This is a genomic window from Arcobacter sp. F155 (assembly GCF_004116455.1).
In the GTDB taxonomy this organism is placed as follows: Bacteria; Campylobacterota; Campylobacteria; order Campylobacterales; family Arcobacteraceae; genus Halarcobacter.
Window position 1 is genome coordinate 83,456 of record NZ_PDJU01000005.1, and the last position, 19,704, is coordinate 103,159.

At 26.5% G+C, this 19,704-nt stretch carries 17 protein-coding genes and 1 other RNA gene; 10 read left to right on the forward strand and 8 right to left on the reverse strand.

What is annotated here, in order from left to right; genetic code table 11:
- Positions 1 to 32: 32 nt before the first annotated feature.
- Both CRV03_RS06970 and CRV03_RS14235 read right to left on the reverse strand, forming a co-directional pair.
- The gene (locus CRV03_RS06970; RefSeq protein WP_164968630.1) at positions 33 to 665 is read right to left on the reverse strand and encodes a hypothetical protein; all 633 of its coding nucleotides are present in this window, start codon (positions 663 to 665) and stop codon (positions 33 to 35) included.
- 17 nt (positions 666 to 682) lie between these two features.
- Complete coding sequence (locus CRV03_RS14235) at positions 683 to 1,720, reverse strand: DUF262 domain-containing protein (RefSeq protein ID WP_258239030.1); 1,038 nt, start codon at positions 1,718 to 1,720, stop codon at positions 683 to 685.
- Positions 1,721 to 2,155: 435 nt separating this feature from the next.
- Between CRV03_RS14235 and CRV03_RS06985 the strand changes: the two genes are divergently transcribed.
- The 4 genes from CRV03_RS06985 to CRV03_RS07000 all read left to right on the forward strand — a co-directional run bounded on the left by CRV03_RS06985 (position 2,156) and on the right by CRV03_RS07000 (position 5,316).
- Positions 2,156 to 2,635 carry a GIY-YIG nuclease family protein gene (locus CRV03_RS06985; protein WP_129084433.1) on the forward strand — a complete coding sequence of 160 codons (480 nt, stop codon included), beginning with the start codon at positions 2,156 to 2,158 and terminating at the stop codon, positions 2,633 to 2,635.
- Between the two features lie 69 nt (positions 2,636 to 2,704).
- Entirely contained in the window at positions 2,705 to 3,895 is a 1,191-nt protein-coding gene (locus CRV03_RS06990; RefSeq protein WP_129084434.1) for a hypothetical protein, read from the forward strand.
- Between the two features lie 85 nt (positions 3,896 to 3,980).
- On the forward strand, positions 3,981 to 4,901 hold the full coding sequence (locus tag CRV03_RS06995) for a hypothetical protein (protein ID WP_129084435.1): 921 nt from the start codon (positions 3,981 to 3,983) through the stop codon (positions 4,899 to 4,901).
- Positions 4,876 to 5,316, forward strand: coding sequence for a hypothetical protein (locus CRV03_RS07000; RefSeq protein WP_129084436.1), 441 nt, complete (start codon positions 4,876 to 4,878; stop codon positions 5,314 to 5,316). Before CRV03_RS06995 ends, CRV03_RS07000 begins: the two co-directional genes overlap by 26 nt.
- A 960-nt stretch (positions 5,317 to 6,276) precedes the next feature.
- Here the strand turns inward: CRV03_RS07000 and CRV03_RS07005 are convergent.
- Positions 6,277 to 6,879: a site-specific integrase gene (locus CRV03_RS07005; RefSeq protein ID WP_129084437.1), complete on the reverse strand. Its 603-nt coding sequence runs from the start codon at positions 6,877 to 6,879 to the stop codon at positions 6,277 to 6,279.
- A 358-nt stretch (positions 6,880 to 7,237) separates the two neighbouring features.
- On the opposite strand from CRV03_RS07005, the gene CRV03_RS07010 reads away from it, so the two are divergent.
- Both CRV03_RS07010 and CRV03_RS07015 read left to right on the forward strand, forming a co-directional pair.
- Positions 7,238 to 7,834, forward strand: coding sequence for a ParA family protein (locus CRV03_RS07010; RefSeq protein WP_129084438.1), 597 nt, complete (start codon positions 7,238 to 7,240; stop codon positions 7,832 to 7,834).
- Between the two features lies 1 nt (position 7,835).
- Positions 7,836 to 8,114, forward strand: a complete 279-nt coding sequence (locus tag CRV03_RS07015; protein WP_129084439.1) for a hypothetical protein — start codon at positions 7,836 to 7,838, stop codon at positions 8,112 to 8,114.
- A gap of 797 nt (positions 8,115 to 8,911) precedes the next feature.
- On the opposite strand, the gene CRV03_RS14240 is transcribed toward CRV03_RS07015, so the two are convergent.
- The 5 genes from CRV03_RS14240 to ssrA form a co-directional block, all read right to left on the reverse strand.
- The gene (locus CRV03_RS14240) at positions 8,912 to 9,037 is read right to left on the reverse strand and encodes a hypothetical protein (RefSeq protein ID WP_258239031.1); all 126 of its coding nucleotides are present in this window, start codon (positions 9,035 to 9,037) and stop codon (positions 8,912 to 8,914) included.
- Positions 9,038 to 10,570: 1,533 nt separating this feature from the next.
- The gene (locus CRV03_RS07020) at positions 10,571 to 11,647 is read right to left on the reverse strand and encodes a hypothetical protein (protein WP_129084440.1); all 1,077 of its coding nucleotides are present in this window, start codon (positions 11,645 to 11,647) and stop codon (positions 10,571 to 10,573) included.
- Positions 11,648 to 11,798: 151 nt separating this feature from the next.
- Positions 11,799 to 12,989, reverse strand: coding sequence for a Fic family protein (locus CRV03_RS07025; protein ID WP_129084441.1), 1,191 nt, complete (start codon positions 12,987 to 12,989; stop codon positions 11,799 to 11,801).
- 181 nt (positions 12,990 to 13,170) lie between these two features.
- Complete coding sequence (locus tag CRV03_RS07030) at positions 13,171 to 14,397, reverse strand: integrase arm-type DNA-binding domain-containing protein (RefSeq protein ID WP_129084442.1); 1,227 nt, start codon at positions 14,395 to 14,397, stop codon at positions 13,171 to 13,173.
- Positions 14,398 to 14,561: 164 nt separating this feature from the next.
- Positions 14,562 to 14,961, reverse strand: a transfer-messenger RNA (tmRNA) gene (gene ssrA / locus CRV03_RS07035).
- Positions 14,962 to 15,007: 46 nt separating this feature from the next.
- Between ssrA and bioA the strand changes: the two genes are divergently transcribed.
- The 4 genes from bioA to ppk2 all read left to right on the forward strand — a co-directional run bounded on the left by bioA (position 15,008) and on the right by ppk2 (position 19,701).
- Positions 15,008 to 16,258 (forward strand): adenosylmethionine--8-amino-7-oxononanoate transaminase, encoded by a 1,251-nt coding sequence (gene bioA, locus CRV03_RS07040; protein ID WP_129084443.1) that lies wholly within the window; start codon positions 15,008 to 15,010, stop codon positions 16,256 to 16,258.
- Positions 16,259 to 17,452, forward strand: a complete 1,194-nt coding sequence (locus CRV03_RS07045; protein WP_129084444.1) for a saccharopine dehydrogenase family protein — start codon at positions 16,259 to 16,261, stop codon at positions 17,450 to 17,452.
- Positions 17,453 to 17,619: 167 nt separating this feature from the next.
- Entirely contained in the window at positions 17,620 to 18,759 is a 1,140-nt protein-coding gene (nspC, locus tag CRV03_RS07050) for a carboxynorspermidine decarboxylase (protein WP_129084445.1), read from the forward strand.
- Positions 18,760 to 18,777: 18 nt separating this feature from the next.
- On the forward strand, positions 18,778 to 19,701 hold the full coding sequence (ppk2, locus tag CRV03_RS07055; RefSeq protein WP_129084446.1) for a polyphosphate kinase 2: 924 nt from the start codon (positions 18,778 to 18,780) through the stop codon (positions 19,699 to 19,701).
- Positions 19,702 to 19,704: the final 3 nt, after the last annotated feature.

Here is a 19,704-nt window from a genome sequence, read left to right on the forward strand (position 1 = left end):
GACTTAGTTCCTTGTTAAATCCTCAAATATAGTTAACTTGTAGCATTATCTGCAATGAGTTGGCAGTAAAAAATCCAACATAGGATTGCAAATTCACCTGTATCATTGTGTGTTGACCATATGATATCGGTAGGAGATTTAACATTTGTAAGATTATATGATAATAAAAATCCTCTACAATTTGTAAGGGTATCTTTATTTTTATGTGCAGAGAAATTTCTCGTTAATTGGATATCATTGATTATTGCTGTTGAACCAAAAGCCGTTATTAAAGTATTATGATTGTGTGGAGATAGGAAGTTTATGGCATCAATTAATTTACTTGTATCTCCCCATGTTATATCATAAGCACTTTTGTAGCTCAAATGTCCATTTGCAGTAGGGTTTCTATGACTTTTATTAGCAGAGACTTCATATGATAATCTAAGTGTTGATAAATCAGGACTTGATAATTTAGGTATTTGTAAATTATTCCTATCTTTGGTACCTTGGCAAGACAGAATTAAAATTTTTTTACAAAATAGGCACCAAGCTTGCCATAAATCTGATAACAAGTTTTCTGATAAATAGTTAAATTCCCATTCTTGGATAGAATGTTTATTCACTAATATTTTATTTGCACGATTTGTTAATTTTTCACATTTCTTTTCAAAGTCTAAATACAATTTATTCAAATACACGATTATAAATTACCAGTTAATGCTCTTATTAAATATTCAGTCCTTATAGTTCTTTGTGGTGCATTTGTAGTCCTTGCAGAACAAGAGCTTACATAATCTCTGTATCGACCATCTTCATCATGTAATTCATGTGCATCTGCAAGAATTGATAAGTTTCGCACAATTTCATCATCAGAAATATGATGATTTGTAATATTAAAGTTAGAATCTTTTAATTCATCCCTAATGTATAAAAATGCACAAAATAAAGAATGAATTACATATGATTTTACAATAGTTGTTTCTCTTAAATGTATCAAAATACTATTAATAAAATCAAAAAATTCCATTAGAATTCTTTCATAATTTCTGCTCTCCTCAAACACTTCATTATATTTTTTATATAATGATTCAATAGCAGGTTGACTTTTTGAAGTAATTCCTTTATCTATAGCAATTACCAATTCTGCGATGAATTCAGAATCATGCATTCTTGCTAATTGTTTAGGCGTAAATATTTTAAAGTTTTCTAATATAGGTGATATTTTATCTGCTAAATCAACTATAAACCATTTAAATAAACCTTGATAAGTAGAATGTCTAAGTTCAGCTTTTGATAAAGGTGTTGTATAAGCATTCATTCTTCTAAACATTTCAAATAATTCAGGTCTATTTGCATTTAAAACAATTGATGCTTCAATTTGATATGTATTTAAACTTCTTTGTTTTTCTAGAGGTAAATCTTCATATTTAAGACCACTAAAATTCGCAGATGTTGAATCTAATGCAAATCGGTTATTTATAAAGTCTTGTATTGTAGTAATTCTTTGCTGTCCATCAATGATCTCTTTTATAGGTCGATTAGTTTTTTCATTAATTGTCTGATATAAGTATATTTTTGGGAAAGGATACTCTTCAAGAATTGTATCTATGAAATAACTTCGTGCAGAATTTGGCCAAATACCTCCTGCTCTTTGATAGTCTCTATTTATTACCATTTCTTTTCTCTCTAGCATAGCCATAATGTCATAAAGACTAAATTGTGATATATTTACTGTCATTCCAAGTCCTCTTTTATTGATGTAAATAATATACACTAAAATCAATTTATAATGAATAAAATATTATGTGTTTATTTTATATATTATTGTAATCCATCATAAATATTAGACATTTCTGTCTACATTACTGCTCATAATATATTAGACATTTTGCAGGTTTATTACAATATCACCTTAATATACATACAAAATGTACTATTGTCATCTAAATATCCACATTAAACATATATAAAAAGCATATCATAAACTTAAAATTTATTTAATAAACATCTCAGTTTTCAATATTTTTTATAGTAATATCTACAAAAATACTTTATTTAAGGTGTTTGTAGGCATTTTAATATAAGACATTTCTTGTGCATGTTATTTGTTGGTTTTTAGGGTGTTTTATATATAATGTATATTTAATAAATAGTTAGGTACTTAAGGTAAACTATGAAAAATGAACAAGTATGTCTATGTGGAGAAGAAGCTAAAGAGTTCAAAGAAATACTTAAAAAGGAAGTTAAATTTAATATCACTCCTATTAAATTATTTCATGAAAATATTGGTTGGTTTTGTGAGTTAGATGACCTAAAAATCAATAAATGGCCAATCTCTAAAAATGATGGAGTGTATTTACTTTGGGAGAAAATTGATTATTGTCCTCAACATAAACTATTCATTTCTGAAGCACTTTATGTCGGAAAGGGGAATATCAAAAAAAGAATCTATGATCATGCAAAAAATAAAGGGTTTACCGAAGAAAACTTGGTTTATTTTTCATTCCTAGATATTCCTAATAGGTCAGCCAAATATATCGAACAATTATTATTGGATTTGTATAAATTCCCTTTGAACAAAGCAGAAAATAATGGGCAAGCAGTTCTTTATTCATACCTAACTCAAACTGAAGTCGATTTTGGCACGTTATAAAACACCTCATAATATATTCAATTCGGCTCAGCTAGTTGGCTTAAATGTTAGGATAAAGGACATATACAATTGAAAAGAACAATATTTTATTCATGGCAATCTGATTTACCAAATAAGACAAATTGGGGTTTTATTGAAGATTGTATTGTTTCATCAACAAAAGAACTCAAGAAAATCAAACCTATCCCTATCAATATAAATATTGATAGAGCAACAAGAGAAGAGACAGGTAGCCCCGATATTACAGAATCTATATTTAGTAAAATTAGTAATAGCAGTGTATTTATTGCAGATATATCTATTGTTAATAATTTCTGGCTTAATAAAAAAGGTAGAAAAACTCCTAATCCCAATGTCTTAATAGAGCTTGGCTATGCCGCTAGAACAATTGGTTGGGAAAAAATTATTTGTATTTTTAATACTGATTACGGAAACTTGAATGATTTACCCTTTGATTTAAGAAATCGAAGGATAATGCCTTACAACTTAAAAAATAAGATAAAGCCTGATGTAAAAAAAGCTCTATCAAATCAAATTAAAAAATCAATTCTGGAAATGCAATCTAAAGGAATTTTGACAGATAAAATTTTAGATTTTCTAAAAAAAGAAATTGACCAAGAAATGCTAATGCTGATTTCCCATTTGGTACGTTTTATTAATAAATCTGAAAGTGATAATTTTTTTGATAATACAACTGCATTTATTAATTTAGACAAACTGGGAATAATAGAAATATTAAGAGACAAAAAAATTCTTGGCTTTGATATTTTAAAAAGTTTTCATGAACACGAAAAAAAGTTTTATTCATTTGTAAATCAAGCAATGGGTTCTCAATACTATAATCGTGAAATATTGAATTCATTAATTGATATATATGAGTGGTTTTCTGAGTATAATAAAGTGAGAACAAATTATTTTTCCAATTTATTAATTAAACTTGATGAAACGAAAATAGGTTTTTATGTTGTACATAGCTCTACAGTTACAGAGGATAATAATTTTAATAAAAGATACTTGTTAATGAAAAGAATAGATGATACACATGGACAAGTTGCTAATCTAGGTGATTTTTATTCTGGAAATGTTGAACACTTAACTAATTTCTATAAATTAGATGAAAAGTATCTAGATAAATATGCAGGTATTATTAGTTTACTTATAAAAAGTTTTAACAAATGGCTACAATTAACTAATAATGAAATCATCATGGACTTTGCTAAAACTTTTAGGGTTAAAAAAAGTGATGGTGAATGGCTATAAATCCTAACAAATCAATGGAGCCTATAAATTACCCTGCGGGCAATTTATAGGCTCATTTTCAACGTTATAAGAAAAGGTTCATGTATTGAAAAATAAAAATAATTTTATTAAAAAATTGTCCTATTTGTATAAAAACATACAAACGGAACTTAGTAGTGAAAATGATGTAGTTTTTTTACCAAAAAACCCTTATCTAATAGAGAATGCACATATTCTAATTTCATCCTATAAAAGAATTAACCTTATTCTATATTTAACAAAAAAAGAAGTGTCTGACTTTGAATATTTATTATATAGAATTTACTTGCTTAGATTAGCCTACCCTATTGAATCTAACATAGTCATTTACTCTAACAATATTGATAATCCTTATATCAATCAAATTGAAAGAATGGCACAAATAAAACTTTTTGAATCAGAAAATGAGTTATTGAGTTTTTTGCGTACAAATTATCGAGAACTTATTATTGACAATGATCTAGAACACAATATAAAAAGAATAAAACATGAAAATTTTTATAGATCAAATCTTATTTTTATGTCTACATATAATAAACTTGATGCTGATAAACAGACAAAAAGCTATGAAGAACTGGCAGAGAAATATAAAGATAGTGAATATATATACTTAAAAAACAGAAGAATTCAAAAATTCAAATATTATGAAAAAGAATCTCTCATAACAGTAGAAGACTTTAAATCCAACAAGAATCACCTTGAAAATTTAAAAATATTGTCTTTTTATTCATTTATGAATAACTTTGATCTTGATATAGATTATATACAGTTCACAGACAGAATACTACCAAATTGTATTTTATTTGATGATTTACACGTGACTAATAGTATGCAATTATTTAATTCTCTTAGCTTCAATAATATATATATGACAAGTGTTGGTTACAATGAAAATTTTGATTCAACATATTATAGATTTGGAAGTCATTATAATGAAAGGCTATATAAATATAGGAGATATAATGAAACAAAAAATAAAAAATATTAAAGCATTAATAAGAGCAAAAATAAGCCCTGCAAATACACAGTTAAATATAGTATTAAATGAATTGGAGGATGTTCTAAATAGCAATAAAGTTAAGCCAATAAATAAAGCAAATATTTTAAAAATTGTTCATTTGCTTAGAAGCCTTGAAAGTACACTCAAGCTTTTTCTTGATGAAAATCACATTCCATATAATGGGCATTCTAGTATGGGAAAATTTTTTCACATTTATGCAAAACATAATTATGCAGTCATTGGCAATATTGATTCTTCTGAATTGAATAGATACATTAAAAATTTGTCGGATTATAGAAATGAGTTCATGCATAATGCTGGCAAATATCCAGCGAATGAAAATGTTATTAAAAACTTACTCAATGAAATTGAGATTTGTTTAGTTCGTATATTAAACTTATGACAAAACCTAGAAGTGAACACAAAGTGTCACTGAAATCAAACGTTATGTATAGGAAATTATATGTGTGAAGATGTGATTCTATTATCAATAAACTCTAAATTTTGGAATAAAACTAAAAAGTCTCCCTTATTGACTTTATACTTCTATTTAAAGACATAATTTGTTCCAAAAAATGTTCAAGAAGTAGAAGTTAGAGATTCTCTCAAACTCTAAGGACTTTTTGAACAACAAAATCACTCTTTAAGTGATAAGTTTAAAGATTCATCTAATCTACTTTTAAATAATATTGCTAACTGTAAAATAGTTAAAGACTAATTCCAAATTGGCATTTCATTTTTTAGAAAACTTCTGAATAGATATATATAATATAGAAGCCTGAGTAAACTTATTTTCTTTTGTAAAAGCACTTTTGGTTTTAATAAGCTTTCTAACTTGTCTATGAATCGGCTCAATAATAGTTAGTATATTGACTATCTAACTAATGCATCTTTAGTTTATTCATCTGTAGGTTTTTTATAACTAAGTGTTGTCTTAACATTTTTATTTATGGTTATGTGAGTGTTTTTGAGATTTTTTATTTAAATCTTTAATTAAGAAAATAACTAATATAGCTACAGAAAACATTGTAATAGCTAATATATACTCAGTCATTTGTAACCTCCAGTTTTTTTAATAGTTGTTTCACTTTTAAATGTAAGTAAATTATACCTATAATTAAAACAAAAAATCAAAAAAAAACTGTTGCTACTTGCAATAATAAACTTTCTATTATTAGTGTTCCCTTGATTATCCAACCAACTATATTTACAATAATTGCAACATAATCAACACCAAATTTCTACAAACATTGCCTGATGTTTCATTACCTTCACAAGCATCTATAATGAAAAACTCTTACTAAAACCCATGAAAATTTTTAGATAATAGCTTTCTTAGAGATTAAATTTTTTTGCAGTAATTTTATCTAACCAAAGAATTTTTAATTTGATCATCAGTTGGTTTTATATATCCAAGTGTTGTGCTAACATTTTTATGACCAATAAAATTCGAGATAATCTTTATATTAATAGATTTACTTCCCATTTCAGTAATTAAGCCTTGCCTAAATGAATGTGAAGTGAATCCTTCTCCAAGTATTTCTTTCATTTTAGAGTTTACCTGTTGTATAAAAACAATATTATTAATACCTGTTTTTTTACTTGTACTTTTATGTATGATTTTATTTGAATCATCTTCTATAGTAAAGTCAAATAACTTATTAATCTCTTTTTTAAAAGTAGGAGTTAAATATACCTTTCTTTCACTTGATGTTTTTGAAATGTATATTTTAATCATTTCATTTTTTAATAGGTTTTTTACATCAATTATTTTTAACTCTTGAACTTCATTAAGTCTTAGTCCACAATAGTATAAAAATATAAATGTTCTTAGAAGATTTATTCTTGTATTTTCTCTGATTGAATCATCACCTCTAACATAAGACATTAATTTTTTAAATTCTTTTTCAGTTATACTTTCTTTTATTCTTTTTACTTTTATTTTCTTCACTTCTTTTAAGTTCATTTTAAAAACCTTATAATTTATTTTAGTTATTTACATTTTATAGTGTTTTGAATTTTTGCAATTTATAAAAAGCTCTAAAAATAGCTAAAAATGGTAAAACCTTATAAAATACTGGAATTTATAAGGTTATTGACTTTAGATATTTTAATTTTAAAGCATTTTATATCTTCTTTTAAAACTAATACTTTGATATGTATTTAATCTATCTAGAATTGTATGATTCAATTCATTTATATTCACATTAAAGTAGAATATATAAAATATAATAGTTGTATAATACTATATATGTTATTATATTAAATATAATATTAATATAAAATATATATTTTTATATAGAAAAAATATAAAAGGTCTTATTATGTCGATTGTAGTTTATAGTATTAAAGGTGGAGTTGGTAAAACTACACTATCAGTTCAATTAGCACAAATGTTAAAATATACTTATGTAACAAATGATTCACACTCATCTGCTCATAATTTAATGCCTGAAGAAAAAGGCTTCTTAGTTTCAAAAGAAGATTATGATGAAATACCTTTTGATAAAAATATTGTATATGATTTTGGTGGATTTAAAGACTCTAGAATAAACGATATAATAAAACAATCAAAAGTAATAGTAATTCCTACACTAACTTCAATTGTTGATGTACAAGCAACATTAGCTACTATTAAAGATGTAGTAAAACTTAATACAAATATTTTAATAGTAATAAATAGAACAAGAAGCAATAATAAAGCTATTGAATTAAAGGAATATCTCTCTGAAGAGGTATCAAATATCAATCATAACATTAATTCTAAAATAGTTTTTGTGAGGGATTCATCTGTATTAGAAGATAGTTTATTTGATTGTGAATATATTGAAGATAAAGCAGGTACAAATAGATTTAAACGTCATATTTATAGAAATGCAATAGAAGATATGAAGTTATTAAATAAGTCATTGGAGTTGTAAAATGGGTTATGGTGATAAGTTAAAACAAAATTCTGCAAAAATACAAACTAATGAAAATGTATTAGATAATAAAAAAATCAAAACTAAAAAGCCATCAGGAAGACCTAAAAAAGCAAATGATGAGGTTAGAAATGTTGCAATACCAATTGCTCTTAACCAAAAAGAAAAAGAGTGGATAGAAAAACAAGCTTTAAATATGTCAAAAGAGATAGGTATAAAAATTACTACATCAGCTTGGATGAGAATGGTACTATTAAAAGATATGGATAAAAATAGTTAATTACTAAGGAATAGATAGAAAAGAGGAAGGTTTAGTAAAACAGTTCGCCTAAAAATATCTATCCTTAGATGTTCAATGTAATTTTAGCGAATTATTAAAGACTTGTAAAGTATATGTATTGGACTGATAAAGTAATTTGATTTTTTAATTAATGTGAATGTTTTTAAGTAAGAATGGGTTTATTTATTTAGTTTTTTTATGAAACCAATCATTAAACCAATGATTCCAAGCATCATTATAATTGCTACAGTTTCATTTGTCATTTTAATCTCCATTTTATTAAAAAATTTGTATATCTTTATATCTATCTTGATTATAGCAAAAATTTTTTTGTATATTATTTTGTAAAATTGTATAATCTATTAAGTTAATTTAGAAAATAAGCTAGTATTATAATATTAATTTTGAAATATTTAGTGAAAAATAAGTATAAAAAGATTAATAGTAAAAAAGGTTTGATTATGGACTCGTTTATTACATTTATTCCAATGTTAATTCTTGTATTTATTGGTATAACATACACTTTAGGCCACAATGAATATTTAAAACAAAATAAGAAAGGTAATAGAAAATAAATTGAAATACTTAAATAAATATACTATTATCTTTGCACTTTTGATAGTCCCCTCAGCAATTCTTTTTAATATTGATGATAAAAATGCGTTTTTTATGGGATTGCTTTTATTTATTAGTGGACTTTTCTTTGCTTTTTTACTTCCAAATGAAAAAAGAAATAGCAAAATCCTAAATTTTTTAAATAAACTATTTTAATACTCTTTCATCTTTTCTATATATATCTAAGTAGATATCTTATCACTATTTAATTTATCTCTTTTTTCAGATTCTTTTTTTCCTATTACAAGTAATATTCCAAAAAGTGCAACAATTCCTATAACTATATTAAACTGTGTATTAGGATCCATATTTTTCCTTTTTATAATTTTAACATAGAATATTTAATAAAAAGAGTATTTTCTTAGTTATTTAAGTGTTTTTTGCATGAGATATAAAACTTGAGTTTTTTAGTCCTAACTCTAACGCTAAATCTAATTGTAATAAGTTTTTTTCTTTTCGTAGTTCTCTAAGTTTCAAAGAAAATTTATTATGAAATTCATCTTCTAAAAACTAGGTAATTTGTATTAAAATATGACAAATTCGTTAATAATATTTTAAACTTATTTTATATTACTAATTTTTGCAAAAAATTGTATTTTTAAATATATATGGTACTGAGAATTAGCATTTAAAAAAACTTGAAAAAACATATATACTTGTTTTTCTTCTCATTATTTGAACGTAAATACAAATCCAAAAATCAATAAAATTATTCTCATTGAAAAAAAAGTAAGGATGAAAAAAAGTAAAAGAATAAACCTAATAATGTAATTATATAAGTACTTAATTTTATTTTGTTTTTTCTGTATTTTAATCCTTTAAATGATTCATTTTACTGTAAAATAGAATATAAAAATTAAGTATTTTTAATAAGGTTATATTGTATACTTTAATAAATATAAATAAGGATAATTCAAATGGCTATTATAGAGATATTTACACTTATTTTACTTTTTATTGGAATTTTTTTAGCAATTGGAAAATATGATTATAATACAGATAAAATGAAAAAAATCTAATAACAATTACATAAGAAAGATTACTATTTTTGAGTAAAAAAAAATGTTCAATAGTCAAAAAAAATTAGAAAAATATCTTACAATTTTAATCGGAACGTGTGTTAAAAATGTATTATTATTTGAAGACTTTTTTTGCAGAACTTTTTAGTAAATAATTAATTCAAAATGTATATACAATTAATACAAAATTTAATCTAAAACAGAATTAAATATCTACATGTATTTTCTATTATTTAGAGTTAAAAGAACAATAAAACTATTACGAATCTAAAATATTGCACTATTATATAGTATATTATAGTATAGAGTTAGAAAACACTAGTAATGTGCGTACAGTATAGTATACTATATATAGTATATTATGGTTTGCTTAAGTAAATTAATATTAATCACACGAAAGTAATTTACTATAACTAAAATAAAAACTTATAAATTAAGTTAAATATTGCTTTTAAAATCACATAGAGTACTCTAAAAACGATTTTAAATGATTTTTAGTACCCTATGCTAACTTTGAACAAAAAAAGCTTTATTTTCAAAGTATATTTAGAAAATTGAAATACTATTTGATATTCTAATTTTTCTCCTATATTATAGTATATATAGTATATGTTTAGAAAACATTAGTAATGTGCGTATATATTAAACTATATATACAGTCCAACTTTTTTTTTCGATCTTAATATTGATTATACAGGTGCTAAAAAATATCTTTTATCAAATATTTATAGTTGAGAATCTAAAAGTTTGAGATAAAAATGAAAAAATGCAGGGTAGATAAAACCCTACATTTATTTAAATTTTAAGTTGAAATTTGAGTTATTATTTTTTATGCTTAAATCTATGTTCTACTAAATTACTTGAAACATAATTGTTTGAATAATTTATATTATATAGATTAAATAAATTATTACTGTAGTCTTTTTTAATATAAGTATTCATATAGCTATTATGTTCCTTGTTTTTTTCAATAATTTTTACTTTATTCATTGTATATACTATGTTGTTTTCAGGTTTTAAAATATCATCCTTAATGTCACCTAAAAAGCTTAATGTTGAAATCACATTAAATGTTAAAGCTGCAGCATCTAAAACATCCACTCCTGTTCTTCCCTGAATAAGTCCTCCACCATAAGAAGAACTTTTTCTTTTTTCATATATAATTAAGTCACTATACTCTTTTTTTGTAGTGTTATTATTTCCAAAAGCTAAGTGTTCCATTTCTATAATAATATTTGCTTCATTTTTGTTGTTTGTAACTTTATAATTGTTCTTTTTTAGCATACTTTCTAAATAAGGTCTAATATTCAATTTTGATAAGTATTTATCATTCATAATAAGTTTTTTTTCTTTAAAAGTTTTTTCATCTAAATAAAAAGGAATAGGGATATTATATTTAGATGCAAAAGTCAAGTTTTTTTCTAATTCATAGTTATTTAAAAATATTATAAAATTTACATATAAAGATAAAATTTCATTATCAGATAATGTCTCATTAAAAATTATCTCTTTCTCTTCTATAGTAAAATTTTTAGTACTTATATTAATAGGTTTTTCTAGTTTTTTACAATTTCCTATGCTGTAGTTTCCTGGAATAACAGAGTATATATTATTAAAATTTGAATGATCAATTTTTTCTTTATTTAAAATCATACATGAGTATTCAGATAAGATTGTACCTTTTTTAATAATCTCTTTAAGATCATTATACATATTATTGTTTCTAATAATATCTTTTGAATTATCAATATAAAATACTGCCTCTTCTTTGGGTGTCTCAAGATTTATATATTTGAATGTTTTATTAAATGTTTCTTTTTGTACTGTTGATTTTCTTGTACATCCAGTAAATATTAAACTTACTGCAATTGCAACTAAAATTAAATTTTTTATTGCCATTTATTTCCTTTTTTGTTATAAATTTATAAAGTAATTATATTATAGATTTATAAAATAATTACTTATTATATAGTGAAACTAAAAGGAATCATTTTTTGAATAATAATGAATATTCAATTATGACGTATATTTTAAGAATGGGTCTATTTATTTAATTTTCAAATAAATCAGGTATAAGATAGTTAGATAATTTACTATTTAATTTAAATCTTAATTTTCCTCTAGGACTATCTGTTTGTAAGTAATCTTCTTCTAGTAACTCTTTTACAATAGATATGGCTTTAGGTGCACTTACTCCTAAAATTTCTTGAGCATCACCTCTAGTTACTTCTCCATGAACCAATAAATACTCTAACAGTTTATTTGAGTTTTTTGGTAGAGGTTTGACATTATGAATTAATTTTTTTTGTGATAGTTCAACATAAGCTTTTATTTTTGTTGCCATAGAATCTAACTTTAAATATTCACTCATAAATAATACTTGATCTAATGCAATATCTAACATAAATTCTAAAAAGTTTTCAAGTCCTTTTAATGTTAATGGTCCTCTTCCATCATTATATCCACTAAACTTTTCATCTGCTAATGATAAAAATTTTCTATACTCTTTTTGATTTCTAGCAAGTCCTCTTGATATATTCCATAATCCATAACCTTGAATATCAGAGTGATACAATAAGTAATCTAAATAAAGTCTAGACACTCTTCCGTTTCCATCATAAAATGGATGTATATATGTTAATCTATGATGAGAACATAAAGCATAGATTAGTTTCATTGTGTGTGTCGAGTTCCTAGATTGATTATATAACATCTCAAATTCATTGAAGCAAGCTATTAATTCATCACTTTGAGGTGGGATATGTTCTCCAACTCGTACATAACCTTCTCTTAGTTCCCCAGGTATCATTTCTATTTCTAACTCACCATTTTTAATATTTAGTGCATATTTCATTTCTTTTTTATAGTAAAATTCTTTATGAATCTCTAGTATTTTTTCTAATGAATATGCTTTAGATGAGATATCTAGTGTTGTTTCTAAATATTTTTGTACCTCAATATGTACTAATGACAATTGTTGCATACTTTTCTTTTTATCATCTTGTGAAAATTCATTTTTCATTGCACGTTCAATATCAATAGGATGAGTACCTTCTGATTCAATTTTATTTGAGTAATAAGAGTTTATAGTCCGCAAATTTTCTTTTATTGCATTAATTATATGAATATTTAAATTTCCTGTTAACTTAGCACTCTCAATTATAATACGTTCCGCTTTATTAAGTATCTCTTGCTTTAAAGGATGCTGTTCAGATTGTGGTATAACTGGAGTTGTGTACATTCGTAACCTTTTTATATAAAAAAAGCATATATTATCTATACTCTTTTTAAATTATTTTTTAAATCTTTTACTAAATTAATATACCATAAAATAGATGTTTATAAGACTAATTCATTAAATTATATTGTAAATTTTTTAAATTCTTTTTTAAATAAAGGAAATTGATACTTATTTATCAGTTTTAAACTAATTTAATATTATCCAACCAATCAGCCCACCACTGCATTAGTTCTTTCTTCTCTTCAAAATATTTCATTTTTGAAGCTCTATTATAGGCAGCTTTAATTTTATTTTTTTCTTCATGAGCTAAACATGATTCAATAATATCACTATTAAATCCATGTTCTTTTATTTTTTCATGTGCTATTGTTGAGAATGTACTTCTAAATCCATGCGTAGTATGTCTATTCTGATATCCTAGTTTTTTTAATGCATGTCCTAGTGTTGCATCACTTAAACATTTTAAGTTAGAAACAGGTGATGGGAATACATATTTACTTTTGTGAGCTGAAAAAGGCTCAATCATCTTTAATATTTCAATTGCTTGTTTTGACAAAGGTAAAATAAAATCTTTTTTAGTTTTCATTTTTTCACCTTGTATATCTATAACTTTTTTTTCAAAATTTATTTCATTCCATTCTAAGGCTCTTAAGTTATAAGGTCTTAAAGCTACATAAGGAGCCAGTTTTAATGCTACTATTGTTGTAATACTAGCTTTATACAAGTTTTCAAAGTTATTGATATCTTCAAGTAATTCTTTTATTTCATTTTCTTTTATAATTGCACTCATATGATTATTACTTGTTGAAACGATTATATTTTTTTTGTCAATATCAGCAATTATATTATGCTCTACATAATTATAAGTTACTGCATATTTATAAATTCTATTGAAATTGCTCATCATCTTCTCAGCAGAACCATGAAGTTCTTTGGTATTCATTCTATCTATAATATTTAATATATCTGTTCTTGTAATATCTTCAATAAGTTTGTTACCAATATATGGATAAGCATGATTTCTAATAACATTCTCAACTTTAATGTATGTTTTATCAACCCATTCATTTTTCATTTTAGAAAGCCATTTTTCTGATATGTTTTTAAAAGTGTTAGTACTATCTTCTAAAGATATATTTTTTTCTAATATAGGATTGATATTTTGTTTTAAAAGTTCTTTTGTATTATCTTTTAATTTTCTTGCTTCACTAAGTGAAACATCTGGATAAACTCCAAAGCTCATAGATTTTCTTTTATTTTCAAATTTAAAATCAAATCTAAAAAATTTAGTTCCATTAGGTTTAATAATTAAATATAAACTTTGTCCATCACTTAATTTATATTGTTTTTCTTTAGGTTTAGCAGCTTTAATTTCTTTATCTGTTAGAGGTTTTACAATTTTCGGCATTTATACGGTATCCATTTTTGAACTTTTGCTATTACCGTAAAGATTACCGTAATAAATCTTAGAAATTATTAAAAACTAAAAGAATGGGATAGAATGATTAAGAATGTTAAAGTTCGATTATATCGAACCTTTTAGAATAAAATAGAAAGTATAATTATTAATATTGGTGGAGATGTCCGGAATTGAACCGGAGTCTTAAAACAGCTACTACCAGCGTCTACATGCTTAGAAGGGTTGAAAAATTTCACTTCACAACAGCTCAACCCGCAAAACAATTGCGAAGCTAAGATTTAAAAGTGTCTCAAATTAGCCAAATCAACTCTAAGATGATAATCTATCTTGGGTGAACCCACTAAATCTACTTAGATAGAATCAGTAGTGTGAGCCTCCGAGGTCTCAAGCCCTAAGGCGAGTCCTATAAGTTTGTTAAAACTTACGCAGCTTTTGCGTAAGCTGGAGCGTAATCAGTATTGTTTGCGTCTAAAAAAAATGAACCGCGTAACGGCATGTTCAGGCCGACATGCAACTGATCCTCACTGCTCTAATCGATACCAAGTCATCCCCAGTAAATAAAGTGGAATCATAGCACTTTTTATATATAATATTACTTATGAATTATATAGAATTAGATAAAAAGCACGCTTGGCACCCTTACAACTCATTGCCAACGAAAACAAAAATCCTACCAGTAAAGAGAACTTTTGGACAAACTATTGTCTTAGAAGATGATACTGAACTTATAGATGCTATGAGCTCATGGTGGAGTGCAATCCACGGATACAACCATCCAAAGCTAGTAGAGGCTTTACAAAAACAAGCAAATATTATGCCTCATGTTATGTTTGGTGGACTTACACACGAACCTGCATCTCTTCTTTGTGAAAAGTTAGCAAAGCTTACAGGTCTACCTAGTGTATTTTTAGCAGATAGTGGAAGTGTTAGTATTGAAGTAGCACTAAAAACAGCTATTTTATACCAAAAAGCAAAAGGGAAAAATGTAGATAAATTTATTTCCCTAGAAAATGCTTACCATGGAGATACTTTAGGTTGTATGGGAGTTTGTGACCCAAACAATAGTATGCACTCATTGTATGGAAACTACTTACCAAACAATATCTTTACAAGTATAGAAGATATAGAAAAAACAATAGAAGAACATCACCATGAAGTAGCAGGTATAGTACTAGAACCAGTAGTTCAAGGTGCAGGTGGTATGAGGATTCATAAGCCTGATTATCTAAAAAAGTTGCGTGAATTATGTACAAAATATGATATAATTTTCATTGCTGATGAGATAGCAACAGGCTTTGGTCACACAGGTAAGATGTGGGCTTGTGAACATGCAGATGTAGTACCAGATATCATTACAATAGGAAAGTGCCTAACAGGTGGTATGATGACACTTGCTGCAATGTGTACAACAAAACATATAAGCGATACTATTTCAAACTCTGAAATAGGTGTACTTATGCACGGTCCAACATTTATGGGAAATCCTTTAGCTTGTAGTGTGGCAAATGCCAGTATTGATTTATTATTAGAGTCAAACTGGCAAGAAAAAGTTTCAAATATCAATAAAATATTTACTCAAAAACTAAATACTTTAGAAGAAGTAGAAATCGTAAAAGATATTAGAACAATTGGTGCAATTGGTGTTGTAGAACTTCATAGCCCTGATTTCGCTCAGTTTATACAAGATGAGTGCCAAAATCAAGGTGTATGGATAAGACCATTTGGAAAACTAATTTATTCAATCGTTGCTTATACAATTACTAATGAAGAATTAAATAAGATTTGTGATGCAATGATAAACGCAATTAAAAAAACAGATATTCAATTTAAAAATATGGAGCAAAAATAGATGAAAAAAGGTATTTTAATCATTGGTGCAGGTGGAGTAAGTAGAGTTGCTACAGTTAAGTGTGCTATGAATATTGATACATTTGAAAAAATTACACTAGCGTCAAGAACGGTTAAAAAGTGTGATTCAATCGCAATGGATATTAAAGATAAACTTGGAGTTGAAATTCAAACTGCACAAGTTGATGCTGATGATATTCCTCAATTAGTAAGTCTAATTAAAGAGGTTAATCCAAAGGTTGTTTTAAATGTAGCATTACCTTATCAAGATTTAACAATCATGGATGCTTGTACTGAATGTGGTGTTGACTATGTAGATACAGCAAATTATGAACATCCAGACGAAGCTAAGTTTGAGTACAAAGAACAATGGGCTAGACATGAACAGTTTGAAAAAGCAGGTGTAAAAGCTTTACTTGGAAGTGGTTTTGACCCAGGTGTTACAGGTGTATTTTGTGCATACGCTCAACAAAACTTATTTGATGAGATTCACTATATTGACATCATGGATTGTAATGCAGGTGACCATGGATATCCTTTTGCTACAAACTTTAACCCAGAAATCAACTTAAGAGAAGTATCTGCAAACGGAAGATACTGGGAAGATGGAAAGTGGATTGAAACAAAGCCATTAGAAATCAGAGTTGACCATGATTATCCAGAAGTTGGAGTTAAACCTTCATATCTTTTATACCATGAAGAGTTAGAGTCGTTATCTAAAAATATTAAAGGTTTAAAAAGAATTAGATTCTTTATGACATTTGGTGATTCTTATATCCAACATATGAACTGCTTACAAAATGTAGGTATGTTAGGTATTGAACCAGTAATGCACAAAGGTGTAGAAATCACTCCAATAGAGTTTTTAACTACATTATTACCTGACCCAGCTAGTTTAGGACCAAGAACAGTTGGTAAAACAAATATTGGTTGTATCATTGAAGGTATTAAAGATGGGAAGAAAAAGAAAGTTTACATCTATAATGTTTGTGACCATCAAGAGTGTTACAAAGAGACAGGAGCACAAGCAGTTTCATATACAACAGGAGTTCCAGCTATGATTGGAACTAAGATGATATACAAAGGTATCTGGGATGGTAAAGGTGTGTTCAATATTGAAGAGTTTGATGCGAAGCCATTTATGGATGAACTAATGACGCAAGGTCTTCCTTGGAAAATATTAGAACTAGATTAATTCTTTTTTCCAAAAACTTCGTTTACAAAAAGATATAAAGAGAGTCATTTACTAAGAGTAAATTCCTCCCTTTATACTTTTCAAGCCTTGTTTTTGAATAAAATATCTTAATCTTCAGAATCAAGAAAAATCAAAATAAAACTTACTATTTCATAGGAAACAATCAAATGGAAAATCAAACTTTTAACTCACTAGAAGAGTTACCAAGTCCAGCATTTATATGTGAAGAAGAGCTTCTAGAAAACAATTTAAAGTTACTAAAAAAAGTTCAAGATGAAGCAGATGTAAAAATTTTACTTGCCCTTAAAGGTTTTGCATTAAAGTCTAGTTTTGAGCTTTGTAGAAAGTATCTTCACGGTTGTTGTGCAAGTGGATTACATGAGGCACTTTTAGCAAAAGAAGAGTTTCAAAAAGAAGTTCATACTTATAGCCCAGCTTTTAAAGATGAAGAGATAGATGAGATTATAGATATTTCTAATCACTTAGTATTTAACTCATTTACACAACTTGAAAGGTATGGTAAAAAAGCACATGGAAAAACTTCTATTGGTCTTAGGGTAAACCCTGAGTACTCTTCTGTAGAAGTTGATTTATATAATCCTTGTGGTGCATATTCAAGACTTGGAATTACAAAGAAAAACTTCCAAGGTGATAAGCTAGATTTAGTAGAAGGTCTACATTTTCATGCTCTTTGTGAGCAAAATGTAGATGCACTACAAGGTGCTTTAGCTAACTTTGAAGAAAACTTTGGTGAATATTTAGCACAAATGAAATGGGTAAACTTTGGTGGAGGACATCATATCACAAGAGCTGACTATGATGTTGAAGGTTTAATAAAACTATTAAAAGAGTTCAAAGAAAGATACCCTCATTTAGAAGTTTACTTAGAGCCAGGTGAAGCTGTAGGTTGGCAAACAGGTTACCTTATGGCAACTGTTTTAGATATTGTAGAAAATCAAATGCAAATAGCCATCTTAGATACTTCAGCTGAAGCTCATATGCCTGATACTTTAGCTATGCCATACCGAGCAGATATTAGAAATTCAGGTCTTGCCAATGAAAAAAAACACACATATCATCTTGGAGGAAATACTTGCTTAGCAGGTGATATTATCGGAGATTATTCCTTTGATGAGCTCCTAAAAGTAGGCGATAAAATTATTTTAGAAGATATGATTCACTACACTATGGTAAAGACTACAACGTTCAATGGAATTAAGTTACCATCTTTAGTAATAAAAAATAAAAAGGGTTGTTACCAAATTGTAAATAATTTTGGATATAATGCATATAAATCAAGATTATAATTATAAGTTGGAAGAACAATGGGGCAAGATAGAAATATCATAAATGAAGAATTTAAAGACGAAGAAGAGATTGATACTCAAAAGAGTGACAAACATTTACCAAACAACTATTCAAGAAAAAGAGAAGAGTTAAAAACAAAAGGTAAAAAAGTTCAAATCTGGGTTAAAAAAGAGACTTTAGAATATGAAAAGGAGTTAACAAAACTTCAAATTGAACTTCTAAAATTTCAAAACCATGTAAAAGAAAAGGGACTAAAAGTTCTTATGATTTTTGAAGGTAGAGATGCTGCTGGAAAAGGTGGTACTATCAAAAGAATCACAGAACACCTAAATCCAAGGGGTGCAAGAGTAGTTGCCTTAGAAAAACCAAGTGATGTTGAAAAAACACAATGGTATTTCCAAAGATATACTAAACATTTACCTAGTGCAGGTGAGATTGTACTTTTTGATAGGTCTTGGTACAACAGAGCTGGTGTTGAGCCAGTTATGGGATTTTGTACTTCTGAAGAACACCATGAGTTTTTAAGAGAGGTTCCTGAGTTTGAGCAAATGCTTGTAAAATCTGGAATTATTCTTCTTAAATTTTACTTTTCAGTATCTAAAAAAGAACAAGCAAGAAGATTCAAAAAAAGGGAAGTTGACCCTTTAAAACAGTATAAACTTTCTCCTGTAGATAAAGAGTCTCAAAAACTTTGGGATAAATACACAGTTGCTAAGTTCTCGATGCTTATGTCATCAAATTCTGATTTTGCACCATGGACAATTATAAAAAGTGATAATAAGAAAAAAGCAAGAATCAACTGTATCAAACATATTTTAACACAAGTTGATTATCCAAATAAGATTGATTTAAAAGAGATAAAAATCGATAAAGATACTTTAGTTTCTGGAACAAAAGAGTTAGAGTATATGGAAAAACAAAATAAATTTGCAAAGGCGTAGTTG